Origin of the sequence: Rhodococcus artemisiae (assembly GCF_036327795.1) — a bacterium.
GTDB classification, from domain to species: Bacteria; Actinomycetota; Actinomycetes; order Mycobacteriales; family Mycobacteriaceae; genus Rhodococcus; species Rhodococcus artemisiae.
In genome coordinates this window covers 384,935-408,817 of sequence record NZ_JAUTXY010000002.1, presented here as the reverse complement: position 1 = coordinate 408,817, position 23,883 = coordinate 384,935, and the positions used below count along the sequence as shown (strand labels likewise).

The following is a 23,883-nucleotide window of genomic DNA, read 5'->3' as shown; positions in this document are numbered from 1 at the left end:
ACCACCCGCCGACGCCGCGCTCACAGCAGCCGAGGTCAGCGGTGCAGAGCGGGCCGCTTGCTGTCGAAGGTCCAGCCGGGCAGCAGGAACTGCATACCCACGGCGTCGTCGCGGGCACCGAGCCCCTCGCGCAGGTACAACTCGTTCGCCGCGGCGACCTGCTCCATGTCCAGCTCGATACCGAGGCCCGGCCGGTCGGGCACCGCGAGGTATCCGTCCTCGATGGTGAACGGCTCGGCGGTGAGTCGCTGCCCGTCCTGCCAAATCCAGTGAGTGTCGATCGCCGTGATCTCGCCGGGTGCCGCTGCGGCAACGTGGGTGAACATCGCGAGCGACACGTCGAAGTGGTTGTTGGAGTGCGACCCCCACGTCAGTCCCCACGCGTCGCACAGTTGCGCGACGCGCACGGACCCGCTCATGGTCCAGAAGTGTGGGTCGGCGAGCGGAATATCGACGGCACCGGTGCGGATGGCGTGCCCCATCTCCCGCCAGTCGGTCGCGATCATGTTGGTGGCCGTCTGCAGGCCGGTGGCGCGTTTGAACTCCGCCATCACCTCACGCCCCGAGAACGCCCCCTCGGGCCCCACCGGGTCCTCGGCGTACGCGAGGACATCACCGAGTCCGCGGCAGGTCTCGATTGCTTCGTCGAGCAACCACCCCCCGTTGGGATCGAGCGTGATGCGCGCGGACGGGAACCGTTCGTGCAACGCGGTGACCGCGGCCACCTCCTCCCTCGGTGCGAGGACGCCACCTTTGAGTTTGAAGTCCTGGAATCCGTACCGGTCCTGCGCTGCCTCTGCAAGTCGCACCACCGCGTCAGGAGTCAGGGCCTCCGCGTGCCGAATGCGCATCCACTCGTCGGCGCCTGCGTCCTCGTCAGCGCCCGAACGGTACGCCAGGTCCGTCCTGGTGCGGTCCCCGATGAAGAAGAGGTACCCGAGCGCCTGCACCCGGTCTCGCTGCTTCCCGTCCCCGAGCAGCGCCGCCACCGGGATCTCGAAGTGCTTGCCGAGCAGGTCGAGCAGTGCCGACTCCACCGCGGTGACCGCGTGCACCGTGACACGGAGGTCGAAGGTCTGGGCGCCTCTGCCCGCGGAGTCCCTGGCCGCGAAGGTGGTACGGAGGTCGCCGAGGATCGCGTTGTGGTCACCGATCTTCCTGCCGACGACGAGAGTTCGCGCATCCTCCAGGGTCCGGCGGATCTCTTCGCCACCCGGCACCTCACCCACACCGGTGTTTCCGTCGGAATCGGTGAGCACCACGATGTTCCGGGTGAAGTACGGGGCGTGCGCGCCGCTGAGATTGAGCAGCATCGAGTCATGGCCGGCAACGGGGATCACCTGTACGTCGGTGACCACGGGTGACTTTGTCGCGTTCATATGGATCGACTCCTGATCGAGGGGTGATGGGTTCATCGGGCGCCGGATGCGACAACCCGGTCGAGTGGCTCCCCGGCGTCGAGCCGGCGGATGTTGTCGGTGATGTCGCGGACCCGCCCGACGAAGGTGTCGTGCGTAACGCCCGAGGTGTGGGGGGTCATCAGGACGGTGGATAGGGTGTGGAACGGCAGATCCGCCGGTGCCTGCGCATCCCCGCCCTCCGGGTACCGGTACCAGACGTCGACCGCGGCTCCGGCGATCCGGTTGTCCCGTAGTGCCTCGAACAGGGGACGCTCCTGAACCAGAGGCCCGCGCCCGACATTGACCAGGACGCCTTCGGGTCCCAACCGGTCCAGTTCACCGGCGCCGATCATGCCGGCCGTGCGGTCGGTCAATGGCGCGGACACGACGACCACGTCGGACTCGGTCATCAGCCGGTCGAGTTCCGTGGTGTCGGCGTGCCACTCCAGCCCCGTGGCGTCAGCAACACGCCCGGAACCGGTCACGGCGCATCCCCTCGCGCCCATCGCTCCGAACAGGTCGGCGCACCGCCGGCCGATGTGCCCGAACCCGACATAGCCGACGGTTGCGCCCCGCATCGTCCGGGGTTGCGGAAGCTCGGGCCGGTACACGGAGGTCGCCCACTTTCCCTCGCGCAGCGCGCCGTCCTGCACCAAGAGGTTCCGACGCAGCAGAACGGTCGCCGCGGCGACGTACTCCGCGATCGAGTCCTCGTGGTGGAAGGTGTTGGCAACATCGGTGCCTGCGGGCAGGTCCGCGAACGATACCTTGTCGGTACCCGCGCCTGCGGTGTGCACGAGCCGGAGTCGGTGCCCCACCCGCGCCATCGCCGGGGTCACCCGGCCACCGACGTACACGTCCGCGTCCGGCAGATCCGCGACGATCGAATCCTCGTCGAAGGTCTCGTGCCACGACACGGCGACACCTGCCGGCAGCAACGACAGGAACAAGTCCCGGTGTGGCGCCAGGTTCCGTTCACCGACAACGATTTTCATGTGGATTCCCTTCCGCGTGGTTCAGGTCGCAAGCAGGACCTGGTGTCCGAGGAGAAGCACCGCTCCGGCCGCCGACACGACGATCGAGACGGTGCGGAGACGGTCCTTGTCGAGCAGCCGGTTCACCCACCGCGACGCGACGTAGCCGAGGAGAACCGCCGGGACCAGCGCGAGGAACGCCGTTCCGGTCCCGGAGTGCATGCGGCCGGCGATGGCGAGCGCAGCCAGTGACATCAGGCTTCCGACGAGGAAGAAGGCGCTCATGTTGCCGCGCACCGCGGCGCCCTCTCGGCCGGAGTTGACGAGCGCCATCGGCGGTCCTCCGATGGACGTCGCGGTGCCGAGAAGACCCGAAGCAGCGCCCGCGATCGCCATGTTGCGGGCCACCGGAGCCGGATTCCAGCCCAGGAGGGTGACAACGGTCCCACCGAGCACCACGGCAGCGAGCAACAGCGTCAGTCCGGACTCCGGGATCCACACCAGCAGCAGGGTGCCCGCAACCGTCCCCGGCACCCGGCCGGCGAGAGCCCAGCCGGTGCCGCGGAAGTCGAGGCTCGCCCGCTCCCTGACCACCACGATCAGGGTGACCAGGGTCGCGGACATGATCAGCGTCGCGGGCAGGAGCGTGGGTTCGACGAGTGCGACGACAGGCGCAGCCAGCATGCCCATGCCGAACCCGATCGACGCCTGCATGCATGAGGCAACGCAGACTGCCGCCGCGACGACCGCGAACGCAGCGATGCTCACGCCACAGCGGAAATGCCGAGCGCGACACGTCCTCGCGGATGGAAGCATTCCGCGACGTGCCCGGCCTCGGCACCATCGGACACCGCCGGCGGCGCCGCGGTGGCGCAGAGGTCGGTTGCGTGTGCGCAGCGGGTTCGGAACCGGCAGCCGGACGGCGGATTCAGCGGCGAAGGCACCTCACCCTCGAGGAGGATGTGTGTGCGGCGCGCGCTCGCGTCGAGTGTCGGGGCCGCCGACATCAATGCCTCGGTGTACGGATGGGCGGAATGGTCGAAGACAGCGTCGGTGCTTCCGGTCTCGATAATCCGTCCGAGATACATCACTGCCACGCGGTCCGCAACATGCCTCACGACCGAAAGGTCGTGGGAAATGAAGATATATGAGATCCCGAGTTCATGCTGCAGTTCGTTGAGCAGGTTCAATACCTGAGCCTGCACCGACAGGTCGAGCGCCGACACCGGTTCGTCGCAGATGATCACCTCGGGATTGAGTGCGAGAGCGCGGGCGATGCCGAGGCGCTGGCGCTGGCCACCGGAGAACTCCTGTGGGCTGCGATGTTCGTCGCTCGGCCGCAATCCGACGAGATGCAGCAGTTCTCGTACACGCGCGGCCCGGTCACGCTTCGACGGGTAGAGGTCCTTGTGGGTCCGCCACGGTTCGGCGATGATCTGCGATGCCGTCATCCGGCTGTTCAGCGACGCGTAGGGGTCCTGGAATACCATCTGCACCTTGCGGCGCAGCGCGAGCAGGTCTCTCCCCTCGAGGCGATACGGATCTGTGCCGTCCCAGCGCACCGTCCCGTTGTCGGGGCGCTCGAGCATCATCAACATCCTGGCGAGTGTCGACTTGCCGCAACCTGATTCACCGACGAGGCCGAGAGTCTCCCCGCGCCGGAGGTCGAGGTCGATGCCGTCGAGAGCACGCAGTTGCCTGTGGCCCGATTTCCCGGGGACAGTGAACGTCTTCCCGACGTCACGCACCTCGAGGACGCGGGGATCGGTGACGGGCCGGGTCGTGGTGTCAAGCATTGCGGGTCTCCTCCCAGAAGTGGCAGGCCGAGGCCTGGCCGACGCCGGTCCTCCTCGGTGAAGGACGCTCCGTCACGCAGCGTTCCCTGGCCAGTGGGCATCGGGCCTGATACACACACCCGGACGGGATCGAATGCAGATCGGGCGGGGTACCGCCTATCGACCTCAGGTCGGCCCCTCGCTCGGCGCCCACCGGCACCGAGTCGAGCAGACCCTTCGTGTACGGGTGGGTGGGGGCACCGAACACATCGACGACCGGGCCTGATTCGACGACACTGCCCGCGTACATGATGACCACCCGATCGGCCTGCTCGGAGACCAGCGCCAAGTCGTGGGTGATGAGTACAACCGCCATGTCGTGCTCTTCCCGAAGTCGCTGCAGCAGCGCCATGATCTGCGCCTGGACGGTGACGTCGAGTGCCGTGGTCGGCTCGTCTGCAAGCAGCACGGTAGGGCTGAGCGCGACCGCCATCGCGATGAGCAGACGCTGCCGCATTCCGCCGGAGAATTGATGCGGGTAGGAGTCGGCCCGCGACTCCGGTTCTGGGATCCCGACGTGCCTCATCAGTTCGATCGCCTCGTGGCGCGCCTTCTTCCTGGACATCCCGTGGTGGATGCGGAACGGCTCGGCCAGTTGTGTTCCGACGGTGTAAACCGGATTGAGCGCGGTCAGAGCATCCTGGAAGACGATCGAAAGTTCGGTGCCTGCCATCGAACGGCGCGTCGAGTCGGTAGCCGAGACGAGGTCGACACCATCGAGTGTCACCGATCCGTCCGTGACCGACGCAATCGGGGCGAGCAGACCGACCAGAGACTGCGCCGTCATCGACTTGCCGCAACCCGATTCGCCGAGGAGCGCCAGAGTTTCTCCGCGGCGTGCCTCGAACGAAACATGGTCGACCGCGCGCACAGTGCCGGTCGGTGTCCGGAGATCGACGGTCAGGCCGGTCACCTCGAGTGCGACGCGGTCGTCGGTGTCGGCGTCCGGGTGGTCCAGTGTGGGAGCACTCATCGCACAGCCTTTCGAGAGGAGAAGAAGCGCTTGCGGGCGTTCGGAGTGGTCAGGCGCCACCGCTGTCCCGGGTCGGTCGCGATCCGCGCCCACGCGGCGAGGATGGTGGCCGACACGGTGGTGATCACGATCGCGAGGCCGGGGAAGAAGGACAGCCACCATGCGGTCTGCAGATAGGTGCGTCCCTGCGACACCATCAGCCCCCAGCTGATGTCGGGCGGTTGGATTCCGATGCCCAGGAAGCTGAGCGACGACTCCGCGAGCATCACGTAACAGAAGTCCAGGGTGGCCACGGTCAGCAGCGTCGGCAGCAGAATCGGGAACACGTGAACTCGGATGATGGCGCCGCTCTTGGCTCCGAAGGTGCGGGCGGCGTCGACGAACACGCGGCTCTGCAGCTCCGCGGCCTCCGCGCGAGCGGTGCGCAAGTAGATCGGGATCCGTGTGATCGCCAGCACCGCAACGATATTCGCGGCACTCGGCGAGAACACGAAGAGCACGACGACGGCCAGAAGCAGGGACGGGAAGCTCATGATCACGTCTGCGACCCGCATCGCGGTGGTCTCACGCCACCCGCGATGATAGCCCGCCCACATGCCGATGGCAGATCCGACGACGCAGGAGATGATCACCGCGGGAAGCGACACCATCAGCGTCGTCTGACACGCGACGATCAGCCGGGCGAGCATGCTTCGCCCGAGCGGATCGGTGCCGAGGACGTTCATCCAGCCGGTGTCCAGTGTGAACGGGGGCAGGTTCGACTCGGCGAGGTTCTGGTCGGTCGCGGCGTCCCCGACTATCCACGGTCCGAAGATCGCGACGAGCAGGACGAATCCGAGAATGCCTGCGGCGACGGTGGCCAGCTTGTCGCGAAGCAGGAGCTTCCACAGCGGCATCCGGCCCGAGGGCACCTTCCCGGCGTCGACGGAGTCGCCGGTCGGGTCGGTGGAGCCGACCGGACTACTGGGGTCGAGGGGTTCGGTGACGAGTGACATGGGAGCCTCCTAGACCGTGGCCTTGTCGCGTACTCGTGGGTCGAGCAGCGCCAGTACCGCGTCGATCACGATGTTCAGGATGAAGATGCTGACAGCGGTGAGGAGTACCGCCGCCTGCAGGACAGCGAAGTCCCGCTGGAGGATCGAGTCGATCATCAGCTTGCCGATACCCGGCCACCCGAAGATCGCCTCGACGACCACGGCGCCGTTGATGAGGCCTACGGCGAGGTCACCGGCGACGACGAGCGCCGGCGCGGCGGCATTGCGGAGGGCGTGGTGGGTGACCACCCGCAGGTCGCCCGCACCTTTGCTGCGAGCCACCTTGACGTACGGCGCAGACAGCGCCGACACCATGGCTCCCCGGACCACCTGGGTGAGCACACCGAGCGGGCGGATCATCAGCGTCGCGATGGGCAGCACCCAGGAGAGCACCCCGCCGGTACCGGACGTCGGCAGCCACCCGAGCACGACTGCGAAGATCCAGATGCCTGTGATGGCGAACCAGAAGTCAGGGACGCTGGCCGCGGTCATCGACAGGAGGCTCGACGCGCGGTCTGCGAGCGAGTTCGGGCGGTACGCCGCCCAGCAGCCCAGGATCACCGAACCGAGGATCGACAACAGCAGGGTGACGAAGGCCAATTGCAGCGTGGCGGGGAAGGCATGGAGCGCCATCGTCGCCGCGTCCTGCCCGGTCTTGAGTGACTCACCGAAGTCCAGATGCGCGACTCCGGACAGATAGTCGACCATCTGCTGCCAGACCGGCTTGTCGAGGCCGTTCGCCTCGGCGAACTCGGCCCGCTGTTCAGGTGTCGCCGAGACCGGTAGGTACAGATTGGTGGGATCGCCGGTGAGCCTGGCCATGAAGAAGACGCCGAACAGAACGATGATCAGCGGGATCAGGCTGGTGAACATCCGGCGCCGGAGGAAGATGAGCATCGGCTTCGCCTCGGTTCGTGGGAAGGAAGGGCAGGGGAGGGTGGGAGTGCCGGATCGTCAGTCGTGGTCCGGGGCGGCACGGGTCATCTCGGAAAGCCGCATCTCGTCTCCGGTCGCGGAGTTGGGCCGGTAGTCGACGCGGTCGGACTTGGCAAGAACGGCCTCCATATGGGCGAGGTACGCGTATTGACGGATCTCGGCTGGTTCGTCGGCGAGCACGGATGCCAGCGCCGTCTGCCGCTCGGCCCCGGTGAGAGCCGCCGCCGCCCGGATCTGCTCGTCGTACTCCGCCTTACCCCAGGAACTCTGGTAGCCCTCGCTGAGCATGTACTGGTCGAGGGTGAACTGGGTGTCACCGGCTTGGTTGCCGTGCATGATCATCAGCAGGAACGGGCCGGCGCCCGGTACGAACGGGCGAACCTGATACTGCATCTGCCCGGAGGTGTCCATCATCTCGATCTTGACGTCGAGCCCGATCTCGCTCAGGGAGAACTGGATCGCCTCTATGGTCTCGTTGATCTTGGGGAACTGCCCGGTGCGGCCGATGAGCCGGACCGTCCGGTCCACCGGCACACCGTCCGCGCGGGCCTCGTCGATCAGGGCCTTCGCACGGTCGAGGTCGTAAGGGGTCGGGGTGAGCGCGTCGTTGTAGCCGACGATGCCCTTGCCGACAAGTTGAGCGGCGGGCAGTCCGAGCCCCTGGAAGAGTGCATCGACGATTCCCTCGCGGTTGATCGCAAAGTCTATGGCCTCACGCACCCGCGGGTCGTCGAGCGGCGCCTCGGTCGCATGCATGCGCAGCGCCGTGGTCTCGTTGTTGACGTAGGAGATGCCGAGGTCGCCGGCACCGTCCTCCGGGCCGAGTGACGTGGCAAGGTCCGCCTCGTCGTTCGCGACCATCGCGGCCCGCACGCTACCCTCGGCGCGCCATTGATAGATGGCTCGGCTGAACTGGGGTGCTTCGCTCGCGTAGTTGGGGTTCGCCTTCAGTGCGATCCGCTGGCCGGGATCCCAGAAGTCGACCATGTACGGGCCGGTGCCGATCGGCTCACGGACCTTGCTGTCCGGGTCGGTTGTCCTGGGCACCATCTCGATGAACGAGATACGCAGCGGGAGAATCGGATCCGGCGACTCGGTGCGCAGCTCCACCGTGGACCGGTCGGGCGTGGACACCTCGATGGTGCTGTCGTCGAAGACATACCCGTTGACGTCGCAACCGATCGCGCCGTTGAAGGTGCGCTCGATCGAGAAGGCGGCGTCCTCCGCGTCGAACGGTGCACCGTTGCTGAACTGGACACCGGACGCGGTGGTGAACCGCCAGAGGTTCGGTTCGACCTGCTCCCACGAGCTGGCGAGCAGGGGGAGGAGTTCGCCGGTGTCGGGATCTCGCTCGATCAGGGGCTGGGTGATATTGGAGCGGACGACGACGCCGGTCGCTGTGAGGGATGCGTCGCAGGGTTCCAACGTGGGCGGCTCCTGCGGAAGAACGATGCGGAGAGTGTCAGGGCTCGCGCTGTCGCTCTGGGTGGTGTTGGCGACACCGCACCCGCTCACTGCCAGCATCGCCACTGCCGACGCGACGAGAGCGCCGGACAACCGGCGTCGTCGCGAGTGCCGCAGGGCTGCGATCTGCATGGGAACCTCCGATGAGAAGACTGCGAGTGATCTCGCGGGGCGCTCGGTCCGCCGTTGTGACGGTAGACACACGCTATGGCTGCCGAAACACGGCAGTCAACACACCGAAAGCGCCTCGAACTGGGATTTCGCACACAGGAGCACCTCGGAGGACTCGTTCCTACACTGCCTTCGGAAAACCCGATCCAGGCGCTGACCAGTCGATTCTCCACCTGATGGACCCGGTCACCACATCGACGGGAGCCCATCAATGCTACTTCGGCATCGATCCATGTTATTTGCGTGTTGGACAGGCATTCACAGGGCGCCCTAGCGTGAAGTTCTCGGCCGGACTGCCATGCGTCCGGCCACGCAGCCGAGGAGGACGTCAGGTGAGCATCGTCGCACAAAACACCGATTCCACAGAATCTGTTTCCGGACAGTCTTTTTCGGATTCGATGTCAGGGCTGGTACTCCAGGTCGGGCCACTGAAGCACTCGCTCGAGGCGACGCTCGCCGGTACCTTCGCCGCCGACCGACTCCCGGACGGCGACGCCCGCGCCGAGTATCTCTCAGCGCACGGCGACCGGATCACGGCAGTCGTCACCTCGGGCCGCACCGGTGTAGATGCAGCCCTGATGGCCGCGCTGCCCAACCTCGGCGCAATCGTGCACTTCGGGGTCGGCTATGACACCACCGATGTGGACCGCGCCGCCGAGCTCGGAATCGGCGTCAGCAACACGCCCGACGTCCTGACCGACTGTGTCGCCGACACAGCGGTGGGCCTGTTACTCGACACGATGCGCGGGTTCACCGCCGCTGACCGCTTCGTACGCGCCGGACGGTGGCCCGTCGAAGGCAACGTCCCCCTCTCCCGCAAGGTATCCGGATCGTCCGTCGGCATCGTCGGACTGGGCCGCATCGGGTCGGCGATCGCAGACCGGCTGACCGCCTTCGGGTGCCGGATCGTGTACCACAACCGGAACGAGATCACCGGTTCGCCCTACCACTACGCCGCTTCGCCCACCGAGCTCGCTGCGTCCGTGGACGTGCTGATCGTCGCGGCCGCCGGCGGGTCCGGGACACGCCACCTGGTCGACCGAGATGTACTCGAGGCGCTCGGACCGCGCGGCTTCCTGATCAATGTCGCCCGCGGCAGCGTCGTCGACGAGGCCGCCCTGGTTGATCTGCTGCAGCAGGGTGCGCTTGCCGGAGCTGGACTCGACGTGTTCGCCGACGAGCCACAGGTTCCTGAAGAGCTCCTGCAGCTGGACAACGTGGTGCTGCTCCCCCACCTCGCCAGCGGTACCGTGGAGACCCGCGCCGCGATGGAGGAACTGACCCTGCGGAATCTGGAAAACTATCTGCGCACCGGCAACCTTGTGACACCTGTGCTCACACCGGGCAAGGACGTACGATGACCGTCGTGCTCAGCTACCTACCCACTGTCGAGGGCCGCGGCGCCCTCGCCTTCGGATTCGCAGAGGCCCGTATGCGCGACACCGACCTCGTTGTCATCGCGGATCGTGGTTCCGCGCCGGAGGGCGAACTCGCGTCCGACCTGGACGGGGCAAGGGCGACCGCCGACGCGCTCGACGTCACCTATCGCGTAATCGAGAACGACCCGGACCTCTCGCACGCCGACCAGCTGATCGACGCATCCTACGACGACACCGTCGAACTTGTCGTCATCGGGCTGAAGCGCCGCTCCCCGGTAGGAAAGCTGTTGACAGGCAGTGCGATGCAGCGCGTGCTGCTCGAAGCACAGTGCCCCGTCGCCGCCGTCAAACCGCCCGTACGCGCCGCTGTCCGAGGTCGCCCAGCCGACGCTACTGCAGCGATATCTATTTCCATTCCCACTGTGGCAGTACATCTTTCATCAGACGCGCCAACGCCGGATTCGGGTTGTCATGACGCCACGCCATGTTCATCTGCACGGGGCGGTCGCGCACAGCCGAGACCTGCCGGAACTCGACGCCGTCGGGGTGCATCGTCATCGCGGACTCGGGAACCAGCGCCATCCCGAGCCCCGACTGCACGAGAACCAGCATGGTGTGCACCTGAGTCACGTACTGGACATACCGTGGCGCCGCCCCGACCGCGGTGAACGTGCTGATCAGGAGTTCATTGAAGTAGCGCGCATCGACGGGCGAATACATGATCACGGCCTGCCCGTCGAAATCCTCGATGCGCAGATCCTCGGTCGACGCGAGTTCGTGGTCGACGGGCAGGGCCGCGACCAGACGCTCACGGTGCAGCGGCCGGGTGTGAATTCCGGGCCGCGACACCATGGGGCGGACCAGCCCGAGGTCCAGGTCGCCCCCTGCGAGGGCATCGACCTGGGCGGAAGTGACCATCTCGCGCAGAACGAGCCGGACGTCGGGCAGCTTCTCCCGCGCAGTCTGCAGCAGCCGCGGCAGCACTGCGCGGGCAGAGGCACCGGTGAACCCGATGTTGACGGTGCCGAGGTCGCCGGCGGGCACTCGGCGTACCGTCAGAGCGGCGCCCTCCGCAAGGGCGACGATGCGGCGCGCATCGGGAAGGAACGCGGTACCGGCCGCAGTGAGTGACACCGCGCGACTGCTGCGCTCGATCAGCTGGACACCGAGCTCGTGCTCGAGCTGCTGGATCTGGCGGCTCAGCGGAGGCTGCGTCATGTGGAGACGTTCGGCGGCCCTACCGAAGTGCAGTTCCTCGGCCACCGCGATGAAACAGGTGAGACGGGACAACGAGAACATCGATCCACCTTCGGCATCGGTTCGTCCGCACGCACGCGGAACCTGAATGAGCCTAGTGCAACGCCCGGACACACCCGACATCGTCGGCGGGTGCATCCGGGGGTCTCGCTCAGCGCCGTGGTTCGGTACGCCCTACCACCGGGGAGCGGTGTTCTCGAATGTCGGATCGACAGACTTCATGTAGCCGGTGTCGTCGCGATCACGGATGCCGCAGTCGAGGTACTGTTTGTGCAGTTCTGCCAGGGCGTCGTCGTCGATCTCCACGCCGAGACCCGGTCCTGTCGGCACCGGAACGGCACCACCCTCGAAGCGGAGAGCGCCGGGCTTCACGACATCCTCTGTCTTCCAAGGCCAGTGAGTGTCACAGGCATAGGTGAGGTTGGGAGTCGCTGCGGCGAGGTGCACCATAGCGGCCAGGCTGATCCCGAGGTGGGAGTTGGAGTGCATGGACAGCCCGAGCCCGAATGTCTCACAGATGCCGCCGAGCAGACGCGACCGCTGTAGTCCGCCCCAGTAATGGTGATCGGACAGCACCACCGACACCGAGTCCTTCACGACGGCCGGCTTCAGGTGGCCGAACGCGACAACACACATGTTCGTGGCGAGCGGCATCTTGGCCTCGGTGGCCACTTCCGCCATGCCGTCGAGGCCGGGAGTCGGGTCCTCGAGATATTCGACGACTCCTTCGAGTTCGGCGGCCACGCGCAGGGACGTGTCGACTGTCCAGGCAGCGTTCGGGTCGAGACGCAGGGGAACGTCGGGGAACTCGGCGCGCAAGGCCTTGATCGCAGCGATCTCCTCGTCAGGGTGAAAAACACCGCCCTTGAGCTTGATTGCGGTGAATCCGTATTCGTCGAGCATCCGACGCGCCTGGCGGACCAATCCGGCGGGATCGAGAGCCTCGCCCCAGTCGTCCTCGACCGCACCGGGGTGAGCGGCCCACTTGTAGAACAGATAGGCGCTGAACGGCACACTGTCCCGCACCGCACCGCCGAGCAGGTCACTGACCGGTCGACCGATGGCCTTGCCCTGGATGTCGAGGCAGGCAACCTCGAACGGCGAGAACACCCTGTCGGTCGTGCTGGCCGTGGTGATCATGCCGGCGACGCCGTCGCCCCCGGTGACGGTGAGCTGTGAGACGCGCTCGTCGATGACAGCGCGAACCTGGTTGAGCGCGAAGGCGTCCAGGCCGATCAGTTCCCGCGCCGCCGCCTCCAACCGAATCAGGTGGGCGGTGTCCGCATAGGTCTCGCCGACTCCTGCCAATCCCCGTTCGGTATGGACCTGGACGATCGCGCGCAGCGCATACGGTTGGTGGACTCCGACCGTGTTGAGGAGCGGCGGGTCGGCAAATGCGACCGGGGTGACCCGGACGTCGGTGATCGTCTGCGAGCTCCGCGATGCCGCTGTCGATCTCGTCGCAGACATCAGACTGCAGCCGATGCGGCCAGTGCACCAGCGACTACCGCCCGTCCGGCTGCGGTGATGCGGGCGAGTTCCTCCTGATGCTCCGCGCTCATGTTCACCAGCGGTGCCCGAACGGACCCGGCGTCCACACCCTCCATGGTCACGCCGTGCTTGACGAGGGCCACGGCATACCCTGGGACGCAGTTGCGGAGCCGGACCAGAGGATGGAAGAAGCTCCGCAGCAGCGCCTCCGTCAGGTCGTTGTCACCATTCTCGAGCGAATTGTAGAAGGCCAGCGCGAGTTCGGGGGCAAACGCGAATGTCGCGGACGAGTACAGGGTGACGCCGATCGCCCGGTATGCCTGCTGGGTGATCTCGGCGGTCGGCAGTCCGTTGAAGAAGAGGAAGTCCTTGCCTGTGCCCGCGAGCGCATCCTTCACCGCGATCACGATCCGGGAAACGTTGTCGAGGTCGCCGGTACCGTCCTTGAGGCCGATGACGGTGGGCAGCTGCGCGACCTCGACCGCGGACGTCTCGTCGAAGACCGCGTTACCCCGGTTGTACACGATCAGCGGGAGATCGGTGGAGGCCGCGACAGCGCGGGTGTACTCCGTCAGCCCCGCGGGTGGCATCGTGACGAGGTACGGCGGCAGGAGGAGGATCCCGTCGGCACCGTGTTGTTCGGCGCTGACCGCGAATTCTTTGGCCTGGATGAGAGAGCCGCCCGCACCGGCGAACACCGGCACCCGTCCTGCGACGATCTCGACGGCGCGCTTCACAATGCGGCCGTATTCGGCAAGACCGAGGGCGTGGAACTCGCCCGTACCGCAGGCGATGAACACGCCACCGGGGCCGGCCGCAACGCCGCGCTCGAGGTGTTGGGCGAGTCGGTCGTAGTCGACCTCGCCATCGGGGCCGAAAGGGGTGACAGGGAAGAACAGGACGCCGTCGAGCATGGGGATCTCCTCGTGGGCACGGGGTGGGAGGTGGGTGGTGCAGAGTCAGTCGCGGGTGAGTTCGCCGTCGATCCGGCGCCAGATACGCTCGGGATTGCCGTCGGCGACGGGTGCGGGAAGCAACGCAGGGGGGATGTCCTGGTAGGCCACCGGACGCAGGAACCGTTCGATCGCCAGCGAGCCGACCGAGGTGGTGCGACTATCGGACGTGGCCGGGTGCGGCCCGCCATGGACCATGGCATGTCCGACTTCGACTCCGGTCGGCCAGCCGTTGAACAGGATTCGGCCTGCCTTCAGTTCGAGTAATTCGAGTAGTGCGGCGGCCTCGGCGTGATCGCTTTCTTCCGAGTGGATCGTGGCGGTCAGCTGGCCCTCGAGTCTTGTCGTGACCTCACGCAGCTGCGCCGCGTTCGCGCATCGGACGACGAGGCTGGAGGCTCCGAAAATCTCCTGCTGCAGGACTTCCGAGTCGAGGAACACATCAGCGTCGGTGGTGAAGACCGCCGACCGGCACGCGTTCGGACCGTCGGTGTCGCGGCCCCTGGCGACAATCTCCGCTGCGGCGGTGAACTTCTCGACGCCGTCGGCGTAGCTACGGGCGATGTCAGGGGTCAGCATGGGTGGCGCGGCCATGCCCGCCAGCGTCTCGGATGCTGCAGCGACGAACACGTCGAGGTCCGGCCCGTCCACGGCGATCACGAGGCCGGGGTTCGTGCAGAACTGGCCGGCCCCCATGGTCAGTGATCCGACGAAGGCACGGCCCAGATCAGCGGCGCGGGCGCGCAGCGCACCGGGAAGCAGGTACACGGGGTTGATGGAGCTCATCTCGGCGTACACCGGGATCGGCTCCGGCCGCGCGGCGGCAGCATGGACGAGCGCCCTACCACCGGAACGGGATCCGGTGAACCCTACGGCTTTGATGCGAGGGTCGGTGACGAGTGCGATGCCGAGGTCCCGGCCTTCCCCGTACAGCAGGGAGAAGGTCCCCGCCGGCATGCCGGTGTCCTGGACAGCAGCGGTGATCAAGCGCCCCACCAACTCCGCGGTTCCAGGGTGGGCGTCGTGCGCTTTCACCACGACGGGGCACCCTGCGGCAAGTGCGGAGGCGGTGTCGCCACCGGCGACCGAGAACGCAAGCGGGAAGTTGCTGGCACCGAACACGGCGACTGGTCCGAGAGGAATCGTGCGCTGCCGGATGTCGGCGCGCGGCAGCGGGGTCCGGTCGGGCTGGGCCTGGTCGATGCGTGCTCCGTGCCAACTGCCCTCCCGGAGCACCGAGGCGAACAGGCGCAACTGACCGGATGTGCGTCCGACCTCGCCGGTGAGACGTGCGCCGGGTAACCCGGTCTCGGCGACCGCCCGCTCGACCAGGTCGTCACGTGCGGAATCGAGGTGGTCGGCGATCGTCGTCAGGAATGCTGCTCGGTTTTCGGAGGACGTGCCGCGGTAGGCAGAGAACGCGGCCGCGGCGGCCGCGGCCGCGCGCGCAACGTGGTCCGCGCCCCCGTGGGCGTATGCGGGTCCGAGCGGTTCGTCGGTGGCGGGATTCACGGCATGCACCGCGGTGCCCGTCCCGGTGACGTGGTCACCTGCGATGATCATCTGGCCGGTGAGTTCAGCGGTCCGCTGCGCGGTGGTCATGTTGATCCATCCCTTGCCGGTCGACGGTGTTCGGAGGGCTCCGATCACGTCCTGGGACCGTGGGTCCGACGTGATCGGGGCGCTGTCCTCACGCTAGGACGGCCCATTCATACATGTCCAAGTCAAATTTGGGCAGTAACGATGCAACATCAGCATTGACGCAGGAGGTAGCGAGCCACGACTCAGCTTTCGATCAGGTTCTGGGCAGACGTCCCATCGTGTAGAACTCGACGTTGGGCATCATGCCCGTCACGCTCGCCATGCGGTTGCTCAAGCCGAAGAACGCGGTGATGGCGGTGATGTCCCACGCGTCGTCGTCGGTGAACCCGTGCGCATGCAGCGCCGCGAAGTCGTCGTCGCCGATCTCGTGCGACCGCGCATTGACCTTGCTCGCGAAATCGAGCATCACCTGTTGACGGGGCGTGATGTCGGCGATGCGGTAGTTGATTGCCACCTGATCGGCGACAGTCGGTTTTTTCTCGTAGATCCGGAGGATCGCCCCGTGTGCGACAACGCAGTACAGGCACTTGTTCGCTGCCGAGATGGTGGTCACGATCATTTCGCGATCACCCTTGGTCAACCCTGATTCCTCGCGGAGCATGATCGCGTCGTGATACGCGAAGAATGCTCGCCATTCGGCGGGGCGGCGCGCGAAGGCCAGGAATACGTTCGGGACGAAACCCGACTTGTCCTGTACTTCGAGGATGCGTTCGACGATGTCGGCGGGCAGGTCCGCGAGATCGGGCAATGGGTAGCGTTCGCTCACACATGCAAGTTAAGCGTAATTAACCGAACTGTCCAGGAGTCGCCGACGGGGCGAGGGCGTGCGTTGCTCGACCGCACCACTTCAGTCGGGTGGCGCCGCCGACGTCTCCCCCATAGTGAGCACTCCGGCCGGCACAAGCCGATCCCGCGCCTTCTTCCACGGCTTGACCCAGATCATGCGCTCCGGGAGCAACACCTCACCGCACGCACTACAGCTACCGCCTTGTGTCGTCTCGTTCCCGCACGTGTCATGGATCAGTGCCATATGCGCCCCGCCGGCCGGCATGGCGGTGTGCCGCTCACCCCAGACAGCCAGCTGCTGCAGGACAGGGAGCAGTTCGGCCGCGGCCTCGGTGGCCGCGTAGCCCTGCCGGGTCCGACTGCCGTCGGGATAGTCGACACGAACCAGCAGGTCGGCCTCGACCATTGCGCGCAGGCGGCGGCTCAGTACGGCGTCCGAAATGCCGAGGCTCTCCCGGAGCGCGTCGAACCGTCCTCGTCCGTGCAGTACGTCGCGGATGATCAGCAGCACCCACGGATCGCCCAACACATCGAGCGACCGGCGGATCGGGCACAGGGCATCCGACCAATCGGATCGAAGAGGCATCGTTTCTCCTTCGCCTCGCACCTCGGGTATTGTCGCCCCATCCTATAACTTTCTTCAAGAAAGTGACCTTCGTATGAGCGTGACCTCATCCTCCCGCATCCGCCGCCGAACCAGCATCCACCCCGCGTGGTGGGTCGCCTCGGTGGCGTTCCTGGCATTGTTCGGAGCAGCCGGGTTCCGGGCGGCGCCGGGCGCGCTGATGGTGCCGCTGCACGACGAGTTCGGCTGGTCGATGAGCATCATGTCGCTCGCGGTGAGCATCAACCTCATCCTGTTCGGGCTGGTCGCACCGTTCGCCGCCGCGCTGATGGACCGCTTCGGCATGCGCCGAGTCATCTCCACGGCGCTGGTGCTCGTGGCTCTCGGCGCCGGGGGCAGCATTGCCATGACCGCATCTTGGCAGCTACTGGTGTTCTGGGGGCTGCTGATCGGAACCGGCACCGGCTCGATGGCGCTCGTGCTGGCGGCGACCATCGCCGATCGGTGGTTCGTCGAGCGGCGCGGCCTCGTGATGGGCGTGCTCACGGCTGGGTCTGCGACCGGACAACTCGTAATCCTCCCGCCGGTCGCTTCCCTGGCCGAGAACGTCGGATGGCGACCCGCGTCCCTCGTGATCGGCGGAGCAGCCCTGGTCGTCGTCCCATTGGTATGGCTGGTCATCAGGGACCACCCCCGGGAGCGCTGCGTGCTGCCCTACGGCGCCGACCCACAGACATACATGCCCCCGAAGCCCGCTACCGGCTCGGCGTTCGGCCGCGCAGTGGAAGGCCTCGCCTACGCGGTGCGGCAGAGGGCATTCTGGGCGCTCGCGATCGCATTCGCGGTCTGTGGGGCGACCACGAACGGACTTGTCGGTATCCACTTCATTCCCTCGGCTCACGACCACGGGATGCCTGCCACCACCGCGGCCGGACTGTTGGCTGCGGTGGGTGTCTTCGACATCGTGGGCACCATCGCATCGGGCTGGCTCACCGACAAGTTCGATCCACGGAAGCTACTGGCCGCCTACTACACCTTCCGCGGCGTGAGTCTGGTCTTGCTGCCCTGGCTGCTACAGGAGTCCGTGCATCCCAGCATCGTGGTGTTCGTCGTCGTCTACGGACTCGACTGGGTAGCGACCGTCCCACCCACCGCAACGCTGTGCCGCGAGATCTTCGGTGAGCGCGGAACAATCGTGTTCGGCTGGGTGTTCGCGGCACACCAGATAGGTGCCGCAGCAGCCGCTTTCGGCGCCGGTGTCATCCGCGATACCTTCGGGACCTACACCTACGCATGGTGGGGCGGAGCAGCCATGTGCGTGATGGCCGCATCCTTGTCGATCCTCGTCCGACGACACCTCACAGACCCAGCGGCACCCCCGGCAGCGCCGGACCGGTGACTCCGACCACTGCTTCGTCCCGCTGCGTCGGATCTACGACGCGCGGGGCTCGCCGCCGCGATCGTCCGCATCGACCCGAGACCGCGCATCGATGCCCACCAGCGTCAGCACGATCAACAGACCTGCACCTCCGACGAGCGCGATGTCTGCCACGTTACCCACGAAGAATCCGTTGTAGTCGATGAAGTCCACCACGTGGCCTCGCGCGAAGCCGGGCGTGCGGAACACGCGGTCGCCGAGATGACTGATCGCTCCCCCGAGGAGTACTGCCACTCCGAGCGCCCAGAACGGGTTGAACACGCGGGTGGCAAAGATGCAGAGTCCGAGGACGGCGGCAGCGGCGAGCACGGTGAGAATCCACGTGAATTGCCCACCGATCCCGAATGCGGCACCCGGGTTGTAGACGAGTCTCCACTGGAGGAACTCACCGATTACCGGTATCGCCCGGCCGTCACTCAAGGTCGATTCCGCCCACCACTTGGTGAGCTGATCCACGATCACCACCACAGCAGCCACAGCGACAATCCACGGCAGGTACCGGCGCGAGGCTTCAGGTGTCGGATGACCGGGCAGGGGCGTCGACGTCATGAGGACATGATCTCCGATCTTCGACAGTCATGGTGATCAGGCCGGCGCCGACTGCTCCCCGTCGAGGGTGAGTTCGCGTACGTTGTGCCATCATCATCCGGATGACAACGAGAAAGCGGAGTAGCTGCTGGCCGATCGTTGCGGGTGCAGTGTTCGTCCTGCTGGTGGTCGGGGCATGGGCACTGCGGAGGCTCGACGTCGGTCCGGCAGTCGGCGCTGCCGAATGGGAGGCGGATCCGATCGGGCCGGACGATCTGGCCGGCTGAGAACTCCGACTGGGTTGGGGCAGTGACATGTCGACGACCACTGCCGCCGACCGGCCACATTCGGACAGCAATTCTCGCGGTGATCATCGCGGCGGCGTCCGGATTCTCGGTGCCTGCCATCGCATCAGTTCCCGCGGCGGCTCCCGTCTCTCCGGAACGGCACTCGGTCAGTGACCTCTACACAGCCACCGGTACTCACACCGTCACCTCGGTGGCGGTGCCTGGATATCAGGTCTGACCCTCTGACGGTGGCGGATTCCGCGGTTACCTCACCGCGTGGCTGCGCTTCACTCTCGCCGACGGCACCGACGCCGCACGCGCTTTCGTCGGTCCGCACCGGAACTGTTGTCCGATCCACTGTGGGACGGGACTGCGATCAAGGGATGGTGAATCGACGCCCGACTACAGATCCCACTCCACGGCAAGCTCATTGGGTCCACGCAGTGCAACACCCACCTGACTGGTGACTCTCGCCCGGCTTGCGGCGCCATCACGGAACCGCAGCCCGGGCAAGCGTTCCAGCAGCGCGATCAGCGCTGTCTCGAGTTCCGCAAGCGCAAGCCAATTGCCGGCGCAACTGTGCGGGCCCTGCCCGAAAGCGAGTTGGGCCTGCTTACCGCGGGTGATGTCGAATCTGTCCGGATCCGGGAACACCGCGGGGTCGCGCAGAGCTGCGTTGATCGAGAAGATCATCGGAGTCGCCGCCGGGATGTCGATCCCGTTCCATACCGTCGCCTCGGGACACACACGCGGCAACAATCCGACGGGTGGCTCCCAGCGCAGACCTTCCCAGATCGCCCACATCGCGTGGGCATTCAGATCCGAGCGCAGTATCTCCATCTGGTCGGGGTGTGTGAGCAGCGCGGAGAGGGTGTTGCCGAGAGCCAGCATCGTGGTGTCGGCGCCCGCGGGGAACAGCAGGCGCAGGAAGGACAAGACCTCTTCGTCGTCGAGGGTTTCGCCTTCGATGTCTTCGGTCACCAGAGTCGAGATCAGGTCGTCGCCGGGCCCGCGCCTGCGCTCGGCGATGATCGGGCCGACAAAGCCGGTGAACTCCTCGGACGCCCGCTTCGCCGCAGTGGGATCGAGAGGAAGGTAGAACAGGTCGTGTGCCCAGCGGTGCACCACCGATTCGTCTTCGATCGGCAGGCCCAGTAAGCGGCTGATCAGCAGGACCGGGTACCGGGTCGTGAACTCGGCGACGAGGTCGACGCTCCCGCGGGCGGCGAACCGATCGATCAGTTCATGCGCGAGTGGCTTCAACAACGGTGAGATGTACTCCGCCACCTGCCTGCGACGAAAGGGCGGCGAGATCAGCGCACGGCTCCTCCGGTGCTCGTCTCCTACCATGCACTGCAGAGTCTTGCCCAGCACCGGCCCAGTGGTCATCGGGTAGATCGCGGAAGCGGGAAATGTCGCTTCGTCCTTGAACGCCGCGGCCACGAGGTCGTTGGTCAGCAACAACACCGCGCGAACGCCCGCGAACGGAACCACGGCGTAGGGCTTGGTCGCGCGGAGATCTGCGAGCACTGCATGAACGGTGGGGTGGTCTTCGAATGCGAAGTCCACTCCCTCGATGTCGACGCTGTCGAGAACGGATGGTGCGGCCACAGCACTCCTCGAGGTCATACTGCCCTGAGTACGAATATTCGTATCGCTCGACGCGTATATTGGTATTGGTGCGAGAGTAGGAGTTTCGATGACAGAGCGCAAGGCCCGGGGCACCAGTCCCTCACCTCCGACCGACAGGGTGGTCTCGATCGTGGAGACGCTCGTGCGCAGCGCGCCTGCGACATCTGCCGACCTCGCCGATGCGCTCGGCCTGAGCCGCTCGACGGTCGGATCGATCTTGACCGCACTCCGCGAGCACGGCTGGGTCCGTCGTCTGCCGGACCTGAGCTACGTCCTCGGCCCATCCTTGGCCGGCGTCGCAGAAAAGGCACGACGCGCGCTGCCCGTCCCGGACGGGCTGGACACGCGCATCGAGACCCTCGCCGGCCGCGTCGGTTGCGGCGTCGCCCTGAGCCTGGTGGAGGACGGGAAACTGGCCTTCGTCGCCATCACCGAGGGCACCGGCCATATCCCGGCAGGTATCGAGGTGGGCTTGACCCTGTCCCTGCAGGCTCCCGGTGGCGCCGCGGTTGTCGCGTTCGCCGATTCGACAATGAAAATGAAGCAGCGCTGGCTCGACACGGCTCCGGTCGACCGCCGAACGCAACTCGAAAAAGGGCTTGCGGAGATCGTCGAGGCCGGTGTCGGGGTGTGGGGAGCCACCGCCGCAGATATCGAACGGATCGACCTACTGACGCAAGTGCTTTCACACCTGCCGAACGATCCCGCGAGCCGACCACTACGAGGTCGCGTGCAGGGGGCCATCACTGACATCGGCGGACGCCTCTACGACAGCGCCACATTGTCGTGCGCTCGGAACCTACCCATCAGCTATCTCTCCGCGCCTGTCTTCGACAGCACCGGACGCCCTTTGTGGGAGCTGCAGATAGGGCCGCTCCGCGCGGCCGTTTCACCGGAGGAACGCGAGCACTACATCCGTGAACTCAAAAACACTGCAGCAGAACTCAGTTCCATCCAGGCAGCAGCGGCAGTCCCGTAGCGGTCACCCGAGGTGTCAGTAGTAGACGAATCCCGGCACACCGCCACCTGCGGCAACGGCGTCTCCGGTGATCGCGACACCTCGTGGGGAAGCGAGGAACGTCACGACGTCGGCAACCTCTGACGCGTCCACGATCCGCCCGATCGAGTTCGTGACAAGACGCTCCTCGAGTTCGGCCACCGAGATTCCTTCGGTCTCCGACTGCGCAGCGAGCCGATCGGTCAGACGCTCGGTCCGGGTGAGACCTGGATGGACCACCGTTACGTTGATCCCGTGCGGTCCGAGTTCATCGGCAAGGTTCTTCGTCAGTGCGGCCACGCTCACGTTGCGGACGGTCTGTGCGATCGAATTCGATTGTCTTGCACCGAGACCGCTGATGTTGATGATCCGCCCCCATCCCTGCTCGATGAAGTGCGGGGCCACCTCCCGCGCGGTGCGCAGGTATCCCAGGACTTTGATCTCGACCTCCTCGCGGACGAGGTCATCGGTGGTCGACGCGAAATCACGCGGCTTGCCCGAACTCCACGGCGTTGCAGCAGAGTTCACAAGGATGTCGACGCCTCCGAGTTCGTCGACCACCGTCTGCACGAGGGCGCGCACGGATTCCTCGTCGCCGGTGTCTGTGGGAACACCGATCACTCGACGTCCGGTCTCCTGCGACAACTCCTTCGCAGTCGCGGCAAGCGTATCCGCGCTGCGAGCCGCAAGCACGACATCCACACCTTCCAGTGCGAGACCCCGCGCCACCGCTCGCCCGATGCCCCGGCTACCGCCGGTCACGATCGCCCGCTTGCCACTCAATCCGAGGTCCATTGCGTCCTACTCTGCTCGTCGATACACCCGTCCGCCGAACGTAGAACACAAGCGACGATGGTGTCACCGCTTCCACTCACGGTGACGGGAATTCGCGAGCGCGCCGGGATGAGTGACACGCGGACGACGGACCTCACATCTGAGCCGCGAGTTTCGCAGCCAGGTCGCCACGCTCCCCGACCACCACATCGGAGAGTCCGAGCCAGTCGGCCATCACCCGCAACTCGCCCGCAAGTGCCTCTGCCACGGCGCCGACGTCTGCACCTTCCTCGACGAAGGCGCCCGGAACACACAGTGCATCTTTTGCTCTGTCCGCTTTGAGATCCGCGCGCGCAACAAGTTCCCCGTCGAGGAGGAAGGGGTAGACGTAGTACCCGTGCACACGTTTGTGCTCGGGTGTATAGATTTCGAGGCGGTACCGGAAGCCGAAGATTCGCTCGGTCCGGGGCCGGTGGAAGACCAGCGGGTCGAACGGGCACAGGAGCGCGGTACCACGGGCGCGACGTGGTACGGGCATACCCGCGTACAGGTAGGCAGGCTCGTTCCAACCTCGGACAGCGGCGGGGACCAGGGTGCCCTCGTCGACGAGATCTGCAACGGCAGGGCGGGTCTGGCCGGCAGACAGCCGATAGTAGTCGCGCAGGTCGGCGACTGTCGCAATGCCGAGCGCCCGCGCAGATCTGCGAAGCAGCTCCCGGACAGCGTCCTCCTCGTCAATTCGTGCGGCGAGCGCGTCGGCCGGCAGCACCCGTTCGGCGAGGTCGTAGTAGCGGCTGAACGCGACTCGCCTGTCCACAGACAACTCGCCCGCTGCGAAGAGCTGCTCGCAGACCACCTTGACGTCGCTGCGTCCCCACCAGGGTCCGCGGCCGCCCGATGGTTCGACCTGGAGATGCTTCTCGATCTCGCCAGCCGACGCGGCACCGACCGAGGTGATCACGTCGAGGATGTCTCGGCCCAGGGCGGGGTTGCGTTCGAGAACACGACGTTCACCGGCCCATCGACCTCCGGTGTAGCGCCGCATCCGCCACCGCATCAGCGGCCAGTCTTCGACCGGGATCAGCGCTGCTTCGTGCGCCCAGTACTCGACGAGCGCTCGCGGTGCTCGCGCACTGTGGCGCCATGCCGCGGCGTCGAGGACCTCACGGTCGTAGGCACCGATCCGGCTGAATACCGGCATGTAGTGCGCGCGAACAGCCACGGCGACGGAGTCGATCTGCAGGAGAGCTGTTCGGTCGACGGCCCGGAGCACGTGCCGCCGAGTGGCCGTCCCGGCCGGACGTCGGTCTGCAAAGCCCTGAGCGGCAACGGCGGTGCGCCGGGCCGCTGCAGCAGTCACCTCGAGCATGGACCAACCGTGCCATGTGCCACCGACAACCACCGCCC

General features: G+C 66.3%; 22 protein-coding genes and 1 pseudogene. 5 read left to right on the top strand and 18 right to left on the bottom strand.

The annotated features are described in order from the left end of the window. Positions 1-35 precede the first annotated feature (35 nt). Genes gudD through Q7514_RS06175 form a run of 8 tightly spaced genes read right to left on the bottom strand, consistent with a single transcriptional unit; the run spans position 36 to position 8,748 of the window. Positions 36-1,379, bottom strand: coding sequence for a glucarate dehydratase (gudD, locus tag Q7514_RS06210; RefSeq protein WP_330132371.1), 1,344 nt, complete (start codon positions 1,377-1,379; stop codon positions 36-38). Between the two features lie 32 nt (positions 1,380-1,411). After that, the gene (locus Q7514_RS06205; RefSeq protein WP_330132370.1) at positions 1,412-2,395 is read right to left on the bottom strand and encodes a 2-hydroxyacid dehydrogenase; all 984 of its coding nucleotides are present in this window, start codon (positions 2,393-2,395) and stop codon (positions 1,412-1,414) included. A 21-nt stretch (positions 2,396-2,416) separates the two neighbouring features. Further along, the gene (locus Q7514_RS06200) at positions 2,417-3,142 is read right to left on the bottom strand and encodes a sulfite exporter TauE/SafE family protein (RefSeq protein WP_330132369.1); all 726 of its coding nucleotides are present in this window, start codon (positions 3,140-3,142) and stop codon (positions 2,417-2,419) included. Beyond that, positions 3,139-4,170 (bottom strand): ABC transporter ATP-binding protein, encoded by a 1,032-nt coding sequence (locus Q7514_RS06195; RefSeq protein WP_330132368.1) that lies wholly within the window; start codon positions 4,168-4,170, stop codon positions 3,139-3,141. The genes Q7514_RS06200 and Q7514_RS06195 overlap by 4 nt, the downstream gene beginning before the upstream one ends. Next, entirely contained in the window at positions 4,163-5,182 is a 1,020-nt protein-coding gene (locus Q7514_RS06190) for an ABC transporter ATP-binding protein (RefSeq protein WP_330132367.1), read from the bottom strand. Before Q7514_RS06190 ends, Q7514_RS06195 begins: the two co-directional genes overlap by 8 nt. Continuing rightward, positions 5,179-6,177, bottom strand: a complete 999-nt coding sequence (locus tag Q7514_RS06185) for an ABC transporter permease (protein WP_330132366.1) — start codon at positions 6,175-6,177, stop codon at positions 5,179-5,181. The genes Q7514_RS06190 and Q7514_RS06185 overlap by 4 nt, the downstream gene beginning before the upstream one ends. 9 nt (positions 6,178-6,186) lie before the next feature. After that, positions 6,187-7,113 carry an ABC transporter permease gene (locus tag Q7514_RS06180; RefSeq protein WP_330132365.1) on the bottom strand — a complete coding sequence of 309 codons (927 nt, stop codon included), beginning with the start codon at positions 7,111-7,113 and terminating at the stop codon, positions 6,187-6,189. Between the two features lie 57 nt (positions 7,114-7,170). Further along, positions 7,171-8,748, bottom strand: coding sequence for an ABC transporter substrate-binding protein (locus tag Q7514_RS06175; protein WP_330132364.1), 1,578 nt, complete (start codon positions 8,746-8,748; stop codon positions 7,171-7,173). A 437-nt stretch (positions 8,749-9,185) separates the two neighbouring features. Between Q7514_RS06175 and Q7514_RS06170 the strand changes: the two genes are divergently transcribed. Further along, entirely contained in the window at positions 9,186-10,148 is a 963-nt protein-coding gene (locus Q7514_RS06170) for a 2-hydroxyacid dehydrogenase (RefSeq protein WP_330132363.1), read from the top strand. Continuing rightward, positions 10,145-10,537: pseudogene (locus tag Q7514_RS06165) on the top strand (universal stress protein); the annotation flags it as partial. The gene Q7514_RS06170 and the pseudogene Q7514_RS06165, both read left to right, overlap by 4 nt. A gap of 34 nt (positions 10,538-10,571) precedes the next feature. Here the strand turns inward: Q7514_RS06165 and Q7514_RS06160 are convergent. From Q7514_RS06160 to Q7514_RS06135, 6 genes are all read right to left on the bottom strand, one after another. Continuing rightward, a complete protein-coding gene (locus Q7514_RS06160) occupies positions 10,572-11,465 on the bottom strand; it encodes a LysR substrate-binding domain-containing protein (protein ID WP_330132362.1) in 894 nt (297 codons plus the stop codon). A 132-nt stretch (positions 11,466-11,597) separates the two neighbouring features. Continuing rightward, on the bottom strand, positions 11,598-12,893 hold the full coding sequence (locus Q7514_RS06155) for a glucarate dehydratase family protein (RefSeq protein WP_330132361.1): 1,296 nt from the start codon (positions 12,891-12,893) through the stop codon (positions 11,598-11,600). Beyond that, positions 12,893-13,828: a 5-dehydro-4-deoxyglucarate dehydratase gene (locus Q7514_RS06150; RefSeq protein WP_330132360.1), complete on the bottom strand. Its 936-nt coding sequence runs from the start codon at positions 13,826-13,828 to the stop codon at positions 12,893-12,895. The genes Q7514_RS06155 and Q7514_RS06150 overlap by 1 nt, the downstream gene beginning before the upstream one ends. 45 nt (positions 13,829-13,873) lie before the next feature. Continuing rightward, positions 13,874-15,469, bottom strand: coding sequence for an aldehyde dehydrogenase (NADP(+)) (locus tag Q7514_RS06145; protein WP_330132652.1), 1,596 nt, complete (start codon positions 15,467-15,469; stop codon positions 13,874-13,876). 193 nt (positions 15,470-15,662) lie between these two features. Then, entirely contained in the window at positions 15,663-16,235 is a 573-nt protein-coding gene (locus Q7514_RS06140; RefSeq protein ID WP_330132359.1) for a peroxidase-related enzyme, read from the bottom strand. Between the two features lie 81 nt (positions 16,236-16,316). After that, positions 16,317-16,841, bottom strand: a complete 525-nt coding sequence (locus Q7514_RS06135; RefSeq protein ID WP_330132358.1) for a winged helix-turn-helix transcriptional regulator — start codon at positions 16,839-16,841, stop codon at positions 16,317-16,319. Positions 16,842-16,914: 73 nt separating this feature from the next. Here Q7514_RS06135 and Q7514_RS06130 point away from each other — a divergent pair, with 73 nt between their 5' ends. Further along, positions 16,915-18,219, top strand: coding sequence for an MFS transporter (locus Q7514_RS06130; RefSeq protein ID WP_330132357.1), 1,305 nt, complete (start codon positions 16,915-16,917; stop codon positions 18,217-18,219). 33 nt (positions 18,220-18,252) lie between these two features. Here Q7514_RS06130 and Q7514_RS06125 read toward each other — a convergent pair whose 3' ends face one another. Further along, a complete protein-coding gene (locus Q7514_RS06125) occupies positions 18,253-18,807 on the bottom strand; it encodes a signal peptidase II (protein WP_330132356.1) in 555 nt (184 codons plus the stop codon). A gap of 101 nt (positions 18,808-18,908) precedes the next feature. Here Q7514_RS06125 and Q7514_RS06120 point away from each other — a divergent pair, with 101 nt between their 5' ends. Then, entirely contained in the window at positions 18,909-19,073 is a 165-nt protein-coding gene (locus Q7514_RS06120; protein ID WP_330132355.1) for a hypothetical protein, read from the top strand. A gap of 402 nt (positions 19,074-19,475) precedes the next feature. Here the strand turns inward: Q7514_RS06120 and Q7514_RS06115 are convergent, their stop codons facing one another. Beyond that, positions 19,476-20,684: a cytochrome P450 gene (locus Q7514_RS06115; protein ID WP_330132354.1), complete on the bottom strand. Its 1,209-nt coding sequence runs from the start codon at positions 20,682-20,684 to the stop codon at positions 19,476-19,478. An 88-nt stretch (positions 20,685-20,772) separates the two neighbouring features. Here Q7514_RS06115 and Q7514_RS06110 point away from each other — a divergent pair, with 88 nt between their 5' ends. Then, the gene (locus tag Q7514_RS06110; protein WP_330132353.1) at positions 20,773-21,684 is read left to right on the top strand and encodes a helix-turn-helix domain-containing protein; all 912 of its coding nucleotides are present in this window, start codon (positions 20,773-20,775) and stop codon (positions 21,682-21,684) included. 15 nt (positions 21,685-21,699) lie between these two features. Here the strand turns inward: Q7514_RS06110 and Q7514_RS06105 are convergent, their stop codons facing one another. Both Q7514_RS06105 and Q7514_RS06100 read right to left on the bottom strand, forming a co-directional pair. Next, the gene (locus tag Q7514_RS06105) at positions 21,700-22,497 is read right to left on the bottom strand and encodes an SDR family NAD(P)-dependent oxidoreductase (protein WP_330132352.1); all 798 of its coding nucleotides are present in this window, start codon (positions 22,495-22,497) and stop codon (positions 21,700-21,702) included. A gap of 133 nt (positions 22,498-22,630) precedes the next feature. After that, positions 22,631-23,845 carry a winged helix-turn-helix domain-containing protein gene (locus Q7514_RS06100; RefSeq protein ID WP_330132351.1) on the bottom strand — a complete coding sequence of 405 codons (1,215 nt, stop codon included), beginning with the start codon at positions 23,843-23,845 and terminating at the stop codon, positions 22,631-22,633. Between the last annotated feature and the right edge of the window lie 38 nt (positions 23,846-23,883).